Source organism: Helicobacter sp. MIT 11-5569 (assembly GCF_000765695.2).
In the GTDB taxonomy this organism is placed as follows: domain Bacteria; phylum Campylobacterota; class Campylobacteria; order Campylobacterales; family Helicobacteraceae; genus Helicobacter_D.
In genome coordinates this window covers 152,066-169,779 of sequence record NZ_JRPB02000001.1, presented here as the reverse complement: position 1 = coordinate 169,779, position 17,714 = coordinate 152,066, and the positions used below count along the sequence as shown (strand labels likewise).

The following is a 17,714-nucleotide window of genomic DNA, read 5'->3' as shown; positions in this document are numbered from 1 at the left end:
TTTTACACCTCAGTTTTAAAAGTTACCATAATTTTAGTACTATTTCCACCTTCATAAGGAGGAAATTCTTGAGAGCGCATTATATCTAAAAAGCTACTCAAAGCGTTATCAAATTCTAAATCTCCTGATTTCTTAACAATTACATAAGAAAACCTTCCTTGTGCATCAATAGTAATTGCTACTTCTGCAAAATGCTCTCTACTTGTCCGCATAGGATTCCAATTTTGAGCTAAAATTTCATGCACTTTCGCATAAAACGCATCATATTCTCCTTTTGGGGTAGTAAAACTTAATGTTTTTTGCGTATCTAAATTTGCCATAATTTTTTCTAGCTCATCAGCAAGATTTTCATTTTGCGCACTCTTTTTCGCCTTTTTATTTTTAGCAATTTTATCATTTTGGCTAGGTGGTTTTGTAGATTTCACTGGCACTTTAGATTCTACTTGCTTAAATAAATCATTAATACCAGCCCCAGCATTTGGACTCACAGAAGCACTTTCTTTTTTGATGGGAATATCTTTTACTTTTTTCTCCACACGCTTTTGTGTAACCTTAATTTGATTTTTTGGTTGAGATTCTTCTATTAAAGAGATATTAAAAGTCGTTTCTTTATAAGTTGTATAAGCTTTTGGAGTATCATTGATTTCATAAAAACGCCAAAGTAACAATACAATGATTGAAGCATAACAAAAAACAGAGAGACCGCCACTTGTAAAAAATAAAATGATTTTAGCCATCGGTAACGAGTGAAACCCTTGAAAATCCGCTTTGTTTCGCAATCCTTAAAATATAGATTACATCATCATATTTTAAGTTTTTATCTGCTCTAATATATACTTGTGTATCTTTATCATAAGCATTTGCAAAAACGACAAATGCGTCAGGAAAACTATCAAATGTTAAAATATCATCTTTAAGATAAATATTGCGTTTTAAATCTACTCGAATCTCTATCTTTGAATCCTCTTGCATTTTTGTGCTTTTAGAACCTTGTGGCAAAGCAATTTCTTCTTGATAAACAATTACTGGTGCTGTTACCATTAAAATTGCTAATAACACAAGCATAATATCTACTAAAGGAGTGATATTTAATTCTGGAGTTTCATCCCAATTATAATGTGATTTCAAAATAAAACTCCAAATTTTAAGTAGCAGACTTTGGAGAAATTAAGACATTAATTTGTAATTGCAAATAAGTATTAAGCTCAAAGACTTTGCGTTTTAAAAACAAATTAAAAGAATAGGCTGGAATAGCCGTTAAGATTCCAGCTGCAGTTGCAACAAGTGCTTTTGAAATTACTGGAGCAATAACATCTAAGGTTGCTTTTGAATTTTCACCAAGTTTAGAAAAAGCTTCCAAAATTTCAACAACTGTTCCAAACAATCCAATAAAAGGAGCTGTTGAAGCAACAATAGCCAAAAATGTTAAACCAATTGTAGCGTCTTTAATTGCCTTATCTAGCGCATATTGCAACATAGGTTCTGTTAGTCTTTTGTCAATTCCAATTAAATTTGCACCAAGCAACGAGCTTTTAGGTAGAGCATTGCGACCGCCAAGCAATGTCTCAAGACATTTCTTTTCCCCTGATATAATCATTGAAATTGAAAAATAACGGTATATAAAAATCCAAAGGATCAAAATGAAATATAAAGAAAGCCAAGCTAATACAACTACGGTTGTGATTCCGTAGTTGCCTAGTAGTGTCAAGAGACTCACAATACACTCTTTGCAGCATTCTCAATACGAGAAACTACCATAGAAACAGCAATATTATTATCTGTTGATTCTTCAAGTAATTGTTTTGCATTAGCAATAGCTTGCGCAATCTCACTCTCATTATCACCATTAATATCCACTGCACCTTCTGCTAAAACATCTACGCTTCTCTCATCAACTTTTGCATGCCCCCAGTTAATAGCAACAATTTCTCTTTTCCCATCAACTTTCTCGATTTCAATCACACCAGCATGTAATGTTGTTACAATTCCGACATGCCCAGGAAGGACTCCAAATTCACCTTCACTTCCCGGAAGGGTAACACTCTTTACGTCATTAGAAAAAATCTTGCCTTCTGGAGTTACAATATCTAATTTTAAGGTTTCCATCAAAGTTCCTTATGCGTTAACTTTCATTTTCTCCGCTTTTTCAAGAACCTCATTAATATTTCCTACCATATAGAAAGCATTTTCTGGAATATGGTCATATTTACCCTCTAAGATTCCTTTAAAGCCCTCTAAAGTCTCTTGCAATGTTACATATTTCCCAGGACTTCCTGTAAAGACTTCTGCAACGAAGAATGGTTGAGATAAGAATTTTTCAATCTTTCTTGCTCTTTCAACGACTTTTTTATCTTCCTCTGAAAGTTCATCCATACCCAAAATTGCAATAATATCTTGTAAATCTTTATATTTTTGAAGCACTTGCTGCACACTTGTAGCAACCTTATAGTGTTCTTCTCCTACAACTTGCGGATCTAAGATTCTTGAAGTAGAATCCAATGGATCCACAGCTGGATAAATACCTTTTTCTGCAATCTTTCTATTTAATACCGTTGTTGCATCAAGGTGAGCAAAAACAGAAGCAGGAGCAGGGTCTGTTAAGTCATCTGCAGGAACATAAACTGCTTGAACAGAAGTAATAGAACCTTTCTTTGTAGAAGTAATTCTCTCTTGAAGCTTTCCCATCTCACTTGCCAATGTTGGTTGATAACCTACAGCGGATGGAATCCTACCAAGAAGTGCTGACATTTCTGCTCCAGATTGTGCATATCTGAAAATATTATCAATAAACATTAGAACGTCCAAGCCTTTTTCATCGCGGAAATACTCTGCCATTGTAAGTCCTGTAAATGCGATTCTATTTCTTGCCCCAGGTGGTTCATTCATTTGTCCATAGCATAGGGCAACTTTATCTAAAACCCCTGATTCTTTCATTTCATGATAAAGGTCATTCCCTTCACGCGTTCTCTCACCAACACCTGCAAATACAGAGTAACCACTATGTTTAAATGCAACATTATGGATAAGCTCCATAATAACAACTGTCTTACCAACTCCAGCACCACCAAATAGACCAACTTTACCTCCTTTTGAGTAAGGAGCTAGTAAATCTACAACTTTAATTCCTGTTTCAAACATTTCTGTTTTTGTGCTTTGGTTTTCAAAAGTTGGCGCACTTCTGTGTATAGACCATTTTTCGGGATTATTAAGTGCTTCACCGCCATCAATAATATCCCCAGTAACGTTAAAGATTCTTCCTAAAACTTGCTCCCCTACTGGAACTGTAATAGAATTTCCTCTAGCACTTACCTTTTCACCTCTTGTAAGACCTTCTGTCATATCCATAGCAATCGCACGCACACGATTATCGCCAATATGCGCAGCAACCTCTAAAACCAACTTATGGCTTTGTCCATCAACTTCAAAATCAATATCTAAAGCTTCATTAATAGCTGGTAGATATGATTCAAAATCAACATCAACCACAGGACCCATTACTTGAATGATTTTTCCTACCATATTTTCTGACATTATAATATACTCCTTATTTCATTGACTCAACGCCGGTATTAATTTCTACCAATTCTGTTGTAATAGCCTCTTGACGTGCCTTATTATAAGCAATTGTTAAATTCTTTGCTAACTCGCCTGCATTACTTGTCGCAGCATCCATTGCCTGCATTCTAGCACTATGCTCCGCCGCTAAAGAATCCACAAGAGCATAATACATACTAAACTCAACATATTTTTTTGCAAGTTCATTTAAAATCTCACCCTCTTGTTCATTTGGTTCTACTTCTAATACAGAAGCGCACTCTTCAGAGAGTGTAATACTTTCAATAGGTAAAAGCTGAGAAACTTTCATTTCTTGAGCAATCATATTTTTAAACCCATTATGCACCAAAATTACTTTAGAAGTTATTCCATTTAAATAATCTGCAACAGCTTTATTGATGAATTCTGCAGCATTTGCATATTGAGGTGTTGCACTTAAACCAACAACGCTATCAAGCACTTCTATTTCATTGAATTTATAATATTCAACAGCTTTTTTGCCAATAACACGCAAACGCACTTTCATATTTTTTTCTTTTTGTTCAGCAATGATACGATTAACCTCTTTAATTGTATTGATATTGAAACCTCCACAAAGTCCTTTATCTGCTGTAACCAAAACAATATCAATAAGCTTAGAATCCTTATTCCCTGTATTAAAATAAGGATTATCTTGCACATTTTCACCGCTTGCAACTTTTGCTTTAATCTCTTCTAAAACTTCTACAATCTTTCCTGCATACATTCTAGAACGTTTAGCCATTTCTTCGGCTTTTTTGAGTTTAGATGTAGATACAAGCTTCATTGCACGTGTCGTTTTTTGCGTGTTTAAAACACTTGAAATCTGTTTTCTAATATCCTTCAGGTTGTTTCCCATAACAACTCCCTACTTTTATACGGCAAAACTAGATTTAAATTCTTCTAACGCTTTGCAAAGTGTTTCTTCAATATCTTTATCCAACATTTTTTTAGAACGAATATCTTCAAATATCTGTGGATATTTCGCTTCCAAAAATGGATATAGATCAGCCTCAAATTTCGTAATATTAGCAACAGCTATATCATCCATATATCCTCTAGCACCTGCAAAAATAATTACAACTTGGCGTTCAATGGGTAATGGAGAATATGGTGGCTGCTTAAGAATCTCAACCATTCTTTGCCCTCTATCCAATTGTTTTCTACTTGATTCATCTAAGTCAGATGCAAATTGCGCAAAAGCCTGTAATTCACGATATTGTGCTAAGTCAAGTCTTAGAGTTCCTGAAACTTGCTTGGTTGCTTTAATCTGTGCAGCACCACCTACACGAGATACAGATAAACCAACATTAATTGCAGGACGAATTCCAGAGTTAAATAAATCTGTTTCTAAGAAAATTTGACCATCTGTAATAGAAATAACATTTGTTGGAATATATGCTGCCACATCGCCTGCTTGTGTTTCAATGATAGGTAATGCTGTCAAAGAACCTGCTCCTAATTCATCACTAACTTTTGCAGCTCTTTCTAGCAATCTTGAGTGTAGATAGAATACATCACCAGGGAATGCTTCACGTCCTGGAGGGCGTCTAAGAATCAAAGACATTTCACGATATGCTACTGCGTGCTTACTTAAATCATCATATACAATAAGCGCGTGTCTTCCATTGTCCCTAAAGTATTCTCCCATTGTTACGCCCGCGTAAGGTGCTAGATATTGCATTGCAGCAGAATCAGAAGCTGGAGCATTGACAATGATTGTATATTCCATTGCACCATGTTCTTCAAGTTTTCTCACTACTTGTGCAACTGTGGATTCTTTTTGTCCGATTGCTACATAGATACAAACAACATCTTGTCCTTTTTGATTGATAATTGTATCAATTGCCACTGTTGTTTTTCCTGTTTGCCTATCGCCAATAATTAATTCTCTTTGTCCTCTACCAATTGGCACAAGTGCATCTATAGCTTTTAAACCTGTTTGAAGTGGCTCATGCACAGATTTTCTAGCCATAATTCCCGGTGCTTTTTCTTCCATAAAACGATATTCTTTTGCTTCAACTGCACCCTTACCATCAATTGGATCACCAAGTGCATTCACAACGCGCCCCATCATTCTATCGCCAACTGGCACACGCAAAAGTTTTCCTAGACGCTTTACTGAAGTGCCTTCCTTAATTTCTTTTCCAGCACCTAAAACAACAACACCGACACTGCCTTCTTCTAAGCTAGATGCAAGACCTTTATCGCCTGTATCAAACTCAACCATCTCATAATTCATTGCATTTTTAAGCCCATAAACCTTTGCAACACCATCTGCATACGCGACAACTTTCCCTGTCTGCGCAATATCTAAATCAAGTTCAAAATTATCAATTCTTTCTTTGATGATAGAACTAATTTCATCTGCTTGTAACTTTGCTACCACTGCTACTCCTTATCTAAAATTAAAATGCTTTTAAAATATGATTTCTCAAGTCATTAATAAATTTCTCTTGAGAAAAAGAAACTTCCACACCCAAATCTTCTACAACAAGTTTAATCCCAGCATTTTCCACAACTTGCTGTTTTAATAAAAGATTTACACCGAGCTTTTTGCTAAATTTACTCTCAATTTCTTGGAGCATAGAATCTTCATAGCTGTCATTAACAATTAGTTTTGCAATATATTCTTTGTTTAAAGCCGCTAAATGAGAAGACAATTCTCTATGAAGCTCCTCAAACAAATCTAATCGCTTATGCTCTGCTAACACTTTAACAAAATTTACAAATTTTGCACTTGCCGTATTATCCAAAATACCTTTTAGAATAAAATCCACTTTCTGTGTTGAAGTAACATAAGGAGATTCTATAATATCTCTAAATTTTGGAATCGAATTTGCGACTGCCAATTTTTCAAGCAGAGCCACAATCTCTTCAAGTTCTTTTTGAGGTAAAGAAAAAGCCAATGCCTTTACATAACGCTTTGCAATTAAATCTTTCATTTACGCCGCCTTTTTTAATAAAGATTGTGCTAAGACATCTTTGCTTAAAGCCACAGAATCTTTATTTAAGAATTCAGATAAAATCTCATCAATAATAAGTTTTTCAGCCTTCCTTTGCTCAAATGCAATATGGTCATTGTATTGACGAACAAGATTCTCAATCTCAATTTTTGTAGTTTCTTCAACTTTTTGTGTAATAATTACAGACTCTTTATGTGCCGTTTCTACAATGTCGCGTGCAGTTTTCTTGGCATCTTCAAGACTATTTAAAGCTTTTTCTTTTGCTTTCTTGGAATCTTGCAATTTCTCCTGAATTTTTGCTAAAGAATTTGCAATTTCATCTCTACGTGCCTTAAAAATATTTTTAATAGCGTCTGCTGCAAAATAATATACAAGAGCAAAGAAAATCACAAAATTGATTGTTCTCTCAATAATATCATAGTCAGCACTTTCTCCGCTAGCAGCAAAAAGTATAGCTGGAGAAAACACTAATGATAAAAAATAAATTTTCTTATTCACTTCATCCTCCTTAAAGTTTTTTAAGTTTAGCTTGCAAGCTCTCTTTAAAGAGTGGAATCTCGGAATTTAAAGATGCTTTTAATCTTGCCTTTTCGTCTTCTAATTCCGACATAAACATACTGTATTTTTGCGCTAATTCTTCTTTTTTTTGAGAGATTTTTATTTCTGCAGTTTGTTTTGCGCTATCGTGAGCCTTATTTTTGATTAAGGCTGCTTCTTCCTTAGCTTTTTGCAAAATATCATTCGCTTCCTTTTTTAAGGCTCTAATATCTGCAGTATTGCCATCAATCCCTTCGCTATCTTTTCTAATTGATGCATCACGTGTATCCATAAATCCTAATAAAGGCTTATAAAGCATACGATTTAATAAATACATCAATATAAGAAAAATAACAAAAACTAACGCCATTACCCAAGGAGTTGGGATAATAGTCATTTGCACTCCTTTCTTTAATTTTCTAAAATGCCTTTTATTCTATCACGACTTTTTCTAAGTTTTTCTTAAAAAGTTCATATTGGTAAAATTTTACTAAACTTTTTCACCTCCTCGTCGTTACTAAACTCTACAATTAACCGATTTTTTTTAATATCCGCCAAAATTCCATTATTTTTTAATATTTGACAACAAGTATTTAAAATGGTTTCAGAGTTTTTACTAAGATTTTTCTGTTTGGTATCTTGTAAAGATTTTGGAAGAATTTTAGAATCCTTAGAATCTTTAAAACTTTTAACAATTTTTTCTGTTGCATGCACGCTTAACTTTTGTCCTACAATAGAACTTGCAATGAGATTCTGTTTTTCTTGCGGCAACGCAACTAAAATCTTAGCATGCCCTTGAGAAATTTTATTTGCCAACACCAACTCTTGAACTTCTTGGCTAAGATCAAGCAAACGCAATGTATTTGTAATCTGTGCGCGAGACTTTGAAAGGCGTTTTGCCACCTCTTCATGTGTGATACCATAATCTTCAATCAACTCTTTATAAGAATGCGCTAAGTCAATAGGATTAAGATCTTCACGTTGGATATTTTCAATTAATGCTAATTCTCGCAATTTATCTGTTTGAACATCAACAATAATTGCTTTTATGCTCTCTTTTTTAGCAAGTTTGCTTGCGCGCAAACGGCGCTCACCAGCAATAAGATAATAAAAATCTGTATCTTTGCTATCTTCATAAACTAAAATAGGTTGTAATAATCCATGCTCTTCAATAGAAGCCGCAAGTTCTCTTAGAGCATCATCATCAAAAATTTTACGTGGTTGCAATGGGTTAGGCTTAATTTTGTCTAAGTCAATTTCTACGACAAGCCCAGAAGTATCATTCAAATCATTTTGATATGCTTCTTCCACTTCGCCAAGTATTGCTTCTAATCCTCTCCCTAAACCTGCTTTCTTCTTTGCCATTAAGCTCTCTTTAAAATTGCGCGTGCAAGATTTTGATAAGCCATATTTCCTTGCGAGCGCACATCATATAAAACCACAGGCTTGCCAAAGCTTGGGGATTCTGCGAGTTTAATATTTCGCGGAATCGCAATAGCTGTTTTTGATGTTGCTTCTTTAATCAGTTGTCCATCAAAATGCTGCACCAAATCCGCATACACTTGTCTTGAAAGATTATTTTGCGCACTATACATTGTTGGCAACAAGCCTTTAATTTCTAAAGACGGATTAATCTCTTTACGTAAAATTTTAATCGTATTTAAGAGCTGCGCTAAACCTTCAAGAGCAAAAAATTCACACTGAATTGGAATAATTACAGAATTTGAAGCAGAAAGCGCATTGATTGTAAGAGGTCCAAGTGCAGGCGGAGAATCAATCACTACATAATCATATAAATCTAAAACATCTTCAATTTTCTTTTTTAAAATTAATTCACGCCCATTACGTTTGTGGTTATAAAATTCTTTTTCTATACCTACTAAACCAATATTTGAAGGTGCTAGATGTAAAGTTGGAATTGCAGTTTTTTGAATAATTTGAGATAATTTCTTCGTCCCAATTAATACATGATAAATATTAAATTCAATGCTATTGCGATGAAATCCTAAACTCGTTGTCGCATTAGCTTGCGGGTCTGCATCAATTAATAAAACCTTCTTTTCCTCCACTGCAAGAGAAGCAGCAAGATTTACTGCCGTTGTTGTTTTTCCTACCCCACCCTTTTGATTTGCGATACAAATCACTTCACACATTCTTTCACTCCACTATCTTAAATTGTAAATTTTTTCATTTCCAATCAAAATCGCACCATCATCACACAATATTGCATTACGCATTTCCACAATTTTGCCATTATGATGGAATCCATAGTTGAAATTATTTGAGAATTCTAACGCATATTTACTAAAAATTTGCTTCCAACTAAACTTTTTTCTTTCATTTTCCAAAATTTTTATCAAAGATTCCAAAATTTCTTGTTTTGAGATTTGCACTTTCACAGCACCAAAATGTGCATTATCCACTTTTAGATTAATTCCAATTCCAACTACTAGATTTTCTTGTATCTTTGCGCAAAGGATTCCACCTGTTTTTTTATCTTCTATATATAAATCATTAGGCCATTTTAGCCATACTTCCGCACCATTTTGATTAAGAATTTCTTTAAAAATATATCCCATATAAATAGACGCCGACTCTAATGGTAAATCTTGTGGTAACATAGAACATGGAATCGCAAAGGAAAAATATAATCCTTCTTGCACATTCTCCCATGTATTGCCCCGACTTCCTATACCACCACTTTGTGCATTAGCTACCACCATCACAGGTGTTTTTAAGATTCCTTTACGCAAACTCTCTATCAAATATAATTGGGTAGATTCTATACAATCAAATTTTAAAATTTGCATTATTCTAAAATATCTCCCACTTTTAAACGTTTTCCTTGTGCATATTCATAAGCACCCATTGCTTTTTTAGAAGGAACTTGCAAAGTTTCAATCCATACACTTCCCTTCTGACACCCAACTTTAATACCACACTTTGCAATCTCTAAAATCTCTCCTTTTTTGTAGCTTCCTTCTTCTAAATCTAATCGTAGAATCTTTAATTTTAAACCACTTGTTAAATAAATCTCTGGCCAACCGCTATATGCCAATGCCTTTTTTTGCAGAGTTTTAGCATTATCAAACTCTACAAGACCAAATTCTTTTTTAATCTTTTTGCAATAGCTGCTATCTGCATGATTTTGCTCTAAAGGCTTGACAAATTTTAAACGCTCTAAATATTCCAAAGTTAGTTGTGCTGCTATTTTTGCTAACTCTTCAAAAAGCACAGAAGCATTTTGCCCTACATTTTTAATGACTTTAAACCCCAAAATATCACCACAATCTAAACCTTCTTGCATCAACATCACACTTACACCAAAATACGATTCTGCTTCTAAAATACTTTGTTGAATTGGGCTTGCTCCACGAAATTTTGGCAAAATAGAAGCATGCAGATTTACACAAGGCGCAATCTCTAAAATAGCCTTTGGTAGAATCTTTCCAAATGCCGCAACAATAATCCTATCAGGCTTCAGTGCTTTTAACTGCATAACAAAATTTTCATCTAAGCTTTCTGGTTGAAATATTGGAATCTTAGAATCTTTAAGTTGTAATAATTCCTTTGTTGCTGGTGCTTTTAACTGCATATCACGCCCCGCTCTTTTATCACCTTGACAAACAAGCGCGCAAACTTCATGTTTTTGTAATAAAGATTCCAAAATCACCGCTGCATAATCTGGCGTTCCCATGAAAATAATTCGCATCATTTATCCTAAAAAATTATAGAAATAAATACTCTACCCGGCAATCGCAAAAATTTCAGTGGAATCTTTAGCATTGTCTTGATAGCTTTGGACTGCATAATTACGTAAAAAAGGGTCTTGTTTTTGATTTTGTTCTTCAAAATCTCTAAAATCGGTTTCTTGTGATACGGATTCCTTGTCTTGTTCTTTAAAATTATCTTGAGATTCTTCTTGTTTTTTTAGAGCTTCTTCAACTTCTTTTGCTTTTTCGCTTGCTTGCTCACTTCTAGCAGAACTTTCCATTTGTGCCGCACTTGCTGCAACTTTATAATCTTGCGGACTAGGATCAGAAGGAGCCATTGCTGCTGCGACAATTTGACGCGCATTTTGAATCGTCTCTTCTGGTGTTCTACCCTCTTTCATAGCAATAGGAACTTCACCTGCTGTGGCATACATCTTTCCATCTGGACCACGCGTATAACTAAAAGAAGCACCACCAGTTACAACTCCGGCTCCCGCTGCAATATGCGCAGCTTCGTGTGCGCGGACATTTCTGTCAATACTTTCTAACTCTCTTATGTATTGCTCATCTTTGGGCTCTAGAGGTTCTCCATTTGGTGCTGTTTTTTCTGATGTTGATTCTGTGTTTTCTGTATTTTTAGAATCAATTTCTTCAGAATTTTGAACTTTGGAATCTTTTGTGGAATCCGAAAAAGAAGTTTTACTATCCGCAACATTCTGATTTTGATACAGGTAACTATTTTGCAAGTAACTATTTTGTAAGATAGACATAGAACTATTAATCTGCATTACAATCCCTTATATCTTGTATTTAAAAGTATTATACTAAAAAGAAACTAAAAGAATGATTTTTTATTTGCTTTTTTTAAAAGTTTAAAATATAATTGCACTCGCCCTTTTTGAGACTTGTGCAATGGGCTTTTTGGATAATGCTTCAGGGTGGGAACACAGCAGAGCCTCTAAAAAGTTTGTGTGCCGCAAGTATCTTAAAAAGGGTGCTTAACTACTGAACTCCTAGTATTTAACTTGCGGATTAACAATGATAAAAAAAGCTACCATAGATACATTTTTACAAATGGACTTCTCCCATATTATTGATGTGCGTTCTCCTAGAGAGTATGCAGAATCGCATATTCCAAATGCTATAAATTGCGCTGTTTTAAATGATGAAGAATTTGAACGCATTGGCACTTTATATAAACAAAATTCTTTTAATGCCAAAGTCTTGGGTGCGAGTTTTGTAAGTGCAAATATTTCTAAACATCTTTTAGATTTACAAGATAAAATCACTCCCAAAAAACCTATTGGAATCCATTGCGCACGCGGAGGTATGCGCAGCCAATCTTTTTTTACCGTGCTTAGCTCTATTGGCTATCAAGCAATTTTGCTAGAAGGTGGCTATAAATCTTACCGCAAAGAAGTAATCCGCTATTTACAATCCCCTCTCCCTCATCGTTTTATCACACTTGTCGGGCAAACAGGAAGTGGAAAAAGTGAAATTATTTCTTCTTATAAAAATGCTTTAGATTTAGAAAGAATCGCAAAACATTTAGGCTCAAGCTTTGGAGCAATTTATGGATTACAGCCTAGTGTTAAAAGTTTTCAAAATCTGCTTTTTACAAAACTTAAAAATTTAGAAAATACTCCTTTTGTATTAATAGAAGGAGAAAGCAAGAGAATTGGGAATCTTATTTTACCTAGCGTGTTGTATTCTACTTACCAAAAAGCCCCAAAGATTCTTATTCAAACCCCTCTTGAAATGCGCATTAAAAGAATTACAGAGCAATATGGTAAAATCTCACCTATATTTTTTGAAAATGCAATGCAAAAAATCGCACCTTTTATGAAAAAGGAATTTTGGCAAAATGCAAAAGACGCATTTAACCGCGGGGATTTAGAGAGTGTAGCTGAGATTTTACTTGTAGAATATTATGATAAAGTCTATAAAAAGGAATCCTATATCTACACAATTCCCTACCAAACTCTAAATCAAGTGCATGCCGCAATTGATGATTTTGCAATGCAATATTACGCATAAAGGAAAATTTTGGATACTTATACATATAGCGAACTTTTAAAAGAATTAAAAATTAAATGCGACAATATCACAAAAATTATGCAACCAGACTCCCTAAAAGTGCGTATTGATGAAATTTCAGCACTCGAGCAAACAAAGGAATTTTGGGAAGATGCAAAAAAAGCTGGAGAATTACAAAAAGAAAAAAAGCGTTGTGAAAGACAACTAGAAAAATATAATAATGCCAAACAAGCCTTAGATGACGCGTATGAACTTTTTGAACTCTCAAGTGATGATAATGAAAGCCTTGAAGCACTTTTTGCAGAATCTGATGAGCTAGAACACACCATCAAAAACGCAGAAATAGAAGTAATGCTCAATGATACTTTAGATTCTAATAATGCAATTTTCACAATCACTCCCGGAGCTGGGGGAACAGAATCGCAAGATTGGGCAAGTATGCTGTATAGAATGTATTTACGATGGGCAGAGCGCAAAGGCTTTAAAGTGGAATTGCTAGATTATCAAGAAGGCGATGAAGCAGGGATTAAAGATGCAAGCTTCATTATTAAAGGGGAAAATGCTTATGGTTATGCAAAAGCTGAAAATGGAGTGCATCGCCTTGTAAGAATCTCTCCATTTGACGCAAACGCTAAACGCCATACTAGCTTTAGTTCCGTGCAAGTTAGCCCAGAAATTGATGATGAAATTAATATTGAAATTGATGAAAAAGATTTAAACATTGATACTTATCGCGCTAGTGGCGCAGGCGGACAGCATGTCAATAAAACAGAATCTGCGGTGCGCATTACGCATAAGCCAAGCGGAATCGTGGTGCAATGCCAAAATGATAGAAGCCAACATAAAAATAAAGCGAGTGCGCTTAAAATGTTAAAATCTAAACTTTATGAATTAGAACGTTTAAAACGTGAAGAACAAACAAATAACACAGATAAAGGCGATAATGGTTGGGGGCATCAGATTAGAAGTTATGTTTTAACTCCTTATCAACAAGTCAAAGATTTGCGCTCCAACATCGCCTATACCAATGTAGATGCAATCTTAGATGGTGATATTGATGCAATCTTAGAAGGCGTATTAATCCATATTAGCACGCAAAATACAACATCTAACTAAAAATTATCTTCAAACCAGCCGGCAATTTCACTGCGAATAGTTTGATGTAGAACAATGCCAGCAAGAAAATCATCTTGTTTTGCTTTTTTTAGCAAGCTTACTAAACCATTGCGAAATTTACTTAAATAAGGGTGGTCAATTTGCATAGGGTCGCCCAAAAACACAATCCTAGAATCCTCCGCCATTCTTGTTCCAATTAGTTTTATAGTCGCATTTGAAGCATTTTGCGCTTCATCAAAAATCACAAATTTTTTTGCAATACTTACTCCACGCGCATGCGCAATATCCATCACTTCAATATTATGTTTGGCAATAAAATATTCTGTTGCTTCTTTGCTCTCAATACTATTTGCTTCGCCACGATATTCAATGCGCTTTGCTAGCGATTCCTTTTGCATTTTAGTAATCATAAAATTAATCGCGCTAAAAAGCGGATACATAAAGTAATTTAGCTTTTGACTCTCATCGCCTTTGCGGAATCCAAGCTCTGCTTCTTTGTCGTTTGCTGTTACGGTATTGCGTAAATACACGATTCCACTAACCACACCCTTTTTTAGCAAATGTAATCCCGCTTGTAATGCAATAAGAGTTTTTCCACTACCTGTTGCACCACTACAAATTGTGATTTTATTTTTTGGGTGTGTAAGAAGCGCGTAGAGAAACTTTTGCTCCAAATTCATAGGCTTAACATAAAAAACATATTCTTCCAAAAGTGCGTCAAAATCTAACTTTTCAAAAGTATTATCAAGTTTGATTCCATAATGCTTTTTTCCTGTTTGATAAAGACTACTTTCTGTGTTATCTAGCTCATCAATTGCAATTAAACTCCAATTTTTAAGACCACTAAAGTCTTTTTCTTTCTCAACATTTGCCTTAATAGCATTTTTATGCACACTAAAATGGCTTAAAAAATCAATATCTTGTGGATTTTCAATGCGGTCGCGCATTAAAGATTGTGATTGCACACTTAAAGAAAGCGCATAAACCTTTAAAGAAATATCATTTGTCAGCAAAACAAGATTATAATCTTTGGCAATTTCTAAAATACGCGCATCATTTAGCCCATAATCTTGGAATTTTGTTTTATAAATAGGACGATGGATAATTTGCAAGGGGATTTGCTGATGATTTGCATTAAAGAATAATGTATGGATTTTATCATTTTCCAATGCCTTAAAATCCGACACACAAGCACAATCACTTAGAATATTTCTAAAAAATTCTCTTGCAAAGAATCCTGTTTCGTTGTTAAAATCCTTTTTCTTATCTAGCTCACTTAATGTAACATCACAAATGAAGATTGCATTTTCACCATTTTGGTGGAGAAAAAAGAGATTCTCCACATCATCTAAGATGATTGAAGTATCAATAAGATAAGATTTTTTCACCTATTGACAGCCCTCACATTCAATGCTTCTATCCATTGTATCTGTTGAAGATTCTGCTTCTATGCTTTGTGAGCGCAGATAATAAGTCGATTTTAATCCCAATTTCCAAGCAAGCATATAGATTTCATTGAGGTATTTTCCACTTGCAAGATTTAGAGTCATAAAAATATTTGTGCTTTGTCCTTGGTCAATCCATTTTTGGCGCACCGCAGCTGCTTTTACAAGTGAGCGTTGGTCAATCTCATAAGCAGAAGTGTAGTAATTCCAATTCTCCAAACTTAAATTTGGAGCAACTACTGGAATCAATCCGCTTAGATTTTCTTCAAACCATTTGCGTTTATAAATAGGCTCAATAGTTTGCGTTGTGCCAACAAGAATAGAAATAGAGCTTGTCGGAGCAATTGCCATTAAATAACCATTGCGCATTCCTTTAGTTTTCACTTCTTCGCGCAATGTGTTCCAATCATAATCATACGCAAACAATCCACCACGATCCACTAAAGCTTTTGCTTCGTTGTTGGCTTTATCAATCGGAAAGATTCCTTTTGACCATTCAGAGCCCACAAAATCATTATAAACACCTTTTTCTTGCGCTAAATCACAACTTGCTTTAATTGCATTGTAGCTAACAGATTCCATAATCGCATCAATTTTTTCAAAATGTTGATTACTTCCCCATTCAATACGAGATTCTGCAAGCATTTGCGCTTCACCCATTACCCCTAAACCAATAGCACGATTATCAAGATTTGTTACTTTTACCTTACGATTTGGATAAAAGTTTAAATCAATCACATTATCAAGCATTCGGATTGCAATAGGAACTACGCGCTCAATATCCTCTTTTGTGTGGATTTTAGAAAGATTAATAGACGCCAAATTACACACTGCTGTTTTTCCGTCTTTGGATTCTCTTTGTGCGATAAAGACTTTTTTGCCCCTAATGCTATCTGTAGAAGTGATTTTATTAGAAAGCTTTTCTACACCACAATCTGTAATAATAGGCTGATACTCTGGATAATCTTCAATCGTGCCATCTTCAAATTCTACGCGGATAAAAGAAGTGTTTGGCTCTGTATTTTGAAAAATCTCTGTGCAAAGATTTGAGCTTCTAATAATCCCTGAATGTGCATTTGGATTTGCGCGATTTGCATTATCTTTAAAGCACAAGAAAGGAGAACCAATTTCAAAATAACTTGTTAGAATCCTTTTCCATAACTCTTTTGCTTTTATCGTCTCTCTAGTAATGCTAGAATCTTGCTCATATTCTATATATCGCGCTTCAAAAGCTTCACCATAAAGATTTGTCAAATCCGAACACGCAAGTGAGTCAAATAAACTCCATAAGCCATCTTCGCTAACTCTTTTCATAAATAAATCTGGAATCCAAAGCGCAGGGAATAAATCATGCGTTCTGCGTCTTTCTTCTCCGCTATTTTTCTTAATATCCACAAAATCAAAAATATCACTATGCCATGGTTCTAAATACACAGAAATTGCACCTTTTCTAGTGCCTAGCTGATCCACTGCAATTGCAATATCATTTGTAATTTTCAAAAATGGAATCACACCACCTGCTGCATTTTTATGCCCATCAATAAAACTTCCTAAACCTCTAATTTTGGAGAAATCCCAACCGATTCCGCCACCATATTTGCTTAAAAGTGCCATTTCTTTATAAGAATCAAAAATCCCTTCAATGCTATCTGGAGTGCTTCCTACATAACAAGAGCTTAGTTGATGACGTGGAGTTCTTGCGTTTGAAAGCGTAGGCGTTGCAACCATCACTTCAAATTTTGAAAGCAAATCATAAAACTGCTCTGCCCAATAATTAGGGTCTTTTTCATTTTGCGCTAAAAACATTGAGATTCCCATAAACATATGTTGGGGTAATTCAATAGGATTCCCTTGCTTGTCTTTTAACAAATAGCGGTCATAAAGCGTTTTAACCCCAAGATAATTAAACTGCAAATCCCTTTCTTTGACAATTTTTTTATCCAATCGCTCCAAATTAAACTTTTCTTTCATTCCTTTGATAATGCGATTCTCATTTTCGCCTAATTCCAAATACTCACGCAAAGTTTTGTAACCATTAAAACCATTAACACGATGATAAAGGTCATAAAGAAAAAGTCTTGCTGCGACAAAAGTCCAATTTGGACAATCAATGTCAATCTTATCTACTGCTGTTTTAATAAGTGTTTGCTGGATTTCTTGCGTTGTGATTTTATCGCGGAATTGTAATTTTGCATCGACTTCTAATTCACTTTGAGAAACTCCCTCTAGCCCTGCAACAGAATCGCGCGTATATTTTTGGATTTTTGTTACATCAAGAGGCTCAATTCGTCCATTTCTTTTAATAACGGTTAGCACAGACTCCTCCT

At 34.7% G+C, this 17,714-nt stretch carries 19 protein-coding genes and 1 other RNA gene; 3 read left to right on the top strand and 17 right to left on the bottom strand.

Going from position 1 to position 17,714, the window contains the following annotated elements; all coding sequences use genetic code 11:
* Positions 1-2: 2 nt before the first annotated feature.
* The 15 genes from LS70_RS00780 to LS70_RS00710 all read right to left on the bottom strand — a co-directional run bounded on the left by LS70_RS00780 (position 3) and on the right by LS70_RS00710 (position 11,577).
* Entirely contained in the window at positions 3-737 is a 735-nt protein-coding gene (locus LS70_RS00780; RefSeq protein WP_034287453.1) for an energy transducer TonB, read from the bottom strand.
* Positions 730-1,128, bottom strand: coding sequence for an ExbD/TolR family protein (locus LS70_RS00775; RefSeq protein WP_034287452.1), 399 nt, complete (start codon positions 1,126-1,128; stop codon positions 730-732). Before LS70_RS00775 ends, LS70_RS00780 begins: the two co-directional genes overlap by 8 nt.
* Positions 1,129-1,144: 16 nt before the next feature.
* Positions 1,145-1,717, bottom strand: coding sequence for a MotA/TolQ/ExbB proton channel family protein (locus LS70_RS00770; RefSeq protein WP_034287451.1), 573 nt, complete (start codon positions 1,715-1,717; stop codon positions 1,145-1,147).
* Complete coding sequence (gene atpC, locus LS70_RS00765; RefSeq protein ID WP_034287450.1) at positions 1,714-2,106, bottom strand: ATP synthase F1 subunit epsilon; 393 nt, start codon at positions 2,104-2,106, stop codon at positions 1,714-1,716. The genes LS70_RS00770 and atpC overlap by 4 nt, the downstream gene beginning before the upstream one ends.
* A gap of 9 nt (positions 2,107-2,115) precedes the next feature.
* Positions 2,116-3,519, bottom strand: coding sequence for a F0F1 ATP synthase subunit beta (gene atpD / locus LS70_RS00760; RefSeq protein ID WP_034288976.1), 1,404 nt, complete (start codon positions 3,517-3,519; stop codon positions 2,116-2,118).
* Positions 3,520-3,544: 25 nt separating this feature from the next.
* On the bottom strand, positions 3,545-4,432 hold the full coding sequence (gene atpG / locus LS70_RS00755; protein ID WP_034287449.1) for an ATP synthase F1 subunit gamma: 888 nt from the start codon (positions 4,430-4,432) through the stop codon (positions 3,545-3,547).
* A 15-nt stretch (positions 4,433-4,447) separates the two neighbouring features.
* Entirely contained in the window at positions 4,448-5,962 is a 1,515-nt protein-coding gene (atpA, locus tag LS70_RS00750; protein ID WP_034287447.1) for a F0F1 ATP synthase subunit alpha, read from the bottom strand.
* A 19-nt stretch (positions 5,963-5,981) separates the two neighbouring features.
* Positions 5,982-6,518 (bottom strand): F0F1 ATP synthase subunit delta, encoded by a 537-nt coding sequence (locus LS70_RS00745; protein WP_034287446.1) that lies wholly within the window; start codon positions 6,516-6,518, stop codon positions 5,982-5,984.
* On the bottom strand, positions 6,519-7,037 hold the full coding sequence (locus LS70_RS00740) for a F0F1 ATP synthase subunit B (protein WP_034287444.1): 519 nt from the start codon (positions 7,035-7,037) through the stop codon (positions 6,519-6,521).
* Between the two features lie 10 nt (positions 7,038-7,047).
* Positions 7,048-7,473, bottom strand: a complete 426-nt coding sequence (locus LS70_RS00735) for a F0F1 ATP synthase subunit B family protein (RefSeq protein ID WP_034287442.1) — start codon at positions 7,471-7,473, stop codon at positions 7,048-7,050.
* A gap of 74 nt (positions 7,474-7,547) precedes the next feature.
* On the bottom strand, positions 7,548-8,441 hold the full coding sequence (locus LS70_RS00730) for a ParB/RepB/Spo0J family partition protein (protein ID WP_034287440.1): 894 nt from the start codon (positions 8,439-8,441) through the stop codon (positions 7,548-7,550).
* A complete protein-coding gene (locus LS70_RS00725; protein WP_034287438.1) occupies positions 8,441-9,229 on the bottom strand; it encodes a ParA family protein in 789 nt (262 codons plus the stop codon). The genes LS70_RS00730 and LS70_RS00725 overlap by 1 nt, the downstream gene beginning before the upstream one ends.
* A 12-nt stretch (positions 9,230-9,241) precedes the next feature.
* On the bottom strand, positions 9,242-9,886 hold the full coding sequence (locus LS70_RS00720) for a biotin--[acetyl-CoA-carboxylase] ligase (RefSeq protein ID WP_034287435.1): 645 nt from the start codon (positions 9,884-9,886) through the stop codon (positions 9,242-9,244).
* Entirely contained in the window at positions 9,886-10,788 is a 903-nt protein-coding gene (locus LS70_RS00715) for a methionyl-tRNA formyltransferase (RefSeq protein WP_034287432.1), read from the bottom strand. The genes LS70_RS00720 and LS70_RS00715 overlap by 1 nt, the downstream gene beginning before the upstream one ends.
* A 33-nt stretch (positions 10,789-10,821) precedes the next feature.
* Positions 10,822-11,577 carry a putative metalloprotease CJM1_0395 family protein gene (locus tag LS70_RS00710; protein WP_034287429.1) on the bottom strand — a complete coding sequence of 252 codons (756 nt, stop codon included), beginning with the start codon at positions 11,575-11,577 and terminating at the stop codon, positions 10,822-10,824.
* A gap of 108 nt (positions 11,578-11,685) precedes the next feature.
* Between LS70_RS00710 and ffs the strand changes: the two genes are divergently transcribed.
* From ffs to prfB, 3 genes are all read left to right on the top strand, one after another.
* An RNA gene (ffs, locus tag LS70_RS00705) (signal recognition particle sRNA small type) lies at positions 11,686-11,783 on the top strand.
* Between the two features lie 44 nt (positions 11,784-11,827).
* On the top strand, positions 11,828-12,826 hold the full coding sequence (gene mnmH, locus LS70_RS00700) for a tRNA 2-selenouridine(34) synthase MnmH (RefSeq protein WP_034287427.1): 999 nt from the start codon (positions 11,828-11,830) through the stop codon (positions 12,824-12,826).
* Between the two features lie 9 nt (positions 12,827-12,835).
* Positions 12,836-13,942, top strand: a complete 1,107-nt coding sequence (prfB, locus tag LS70_RS00695) for a peptide chain release factor 2 (RefSeq protein ID WP_034287426.1) — start codon at positions 12,836-12,838, stop codon at positions 13,940-13,942.
* Here prfB and LS70_RS00690 read toward each other — a convergent pair.
* Complete coding sequence (locus LS70_RS00690; protein ID WP_138109278.1) at positions 13,939-15,330, bottom strand: PhoH family protein; 1,392 nt, start codon at positions 15,328-15,330, stop codon at positions 13,939-13,941. The two genes, prfB and LS70_RS00690, sit on opposite strands and share 4 nt — an antisense overlap.
* Positions 15,331-17,703 (bottom strand): ribonucleoside-diphosphate reductase subunit alpha, encoded by a 2,373-nt coding sequence (locus tag LS70_RS00685; protein WP_034287424.1) that lies wholly within the window; start codon positions 17,701-17,703, stop codon positions 15,331-15,333.
* Between the last annotated feature and the right edge of the window lie 11 nt (positions 17,704-17,714).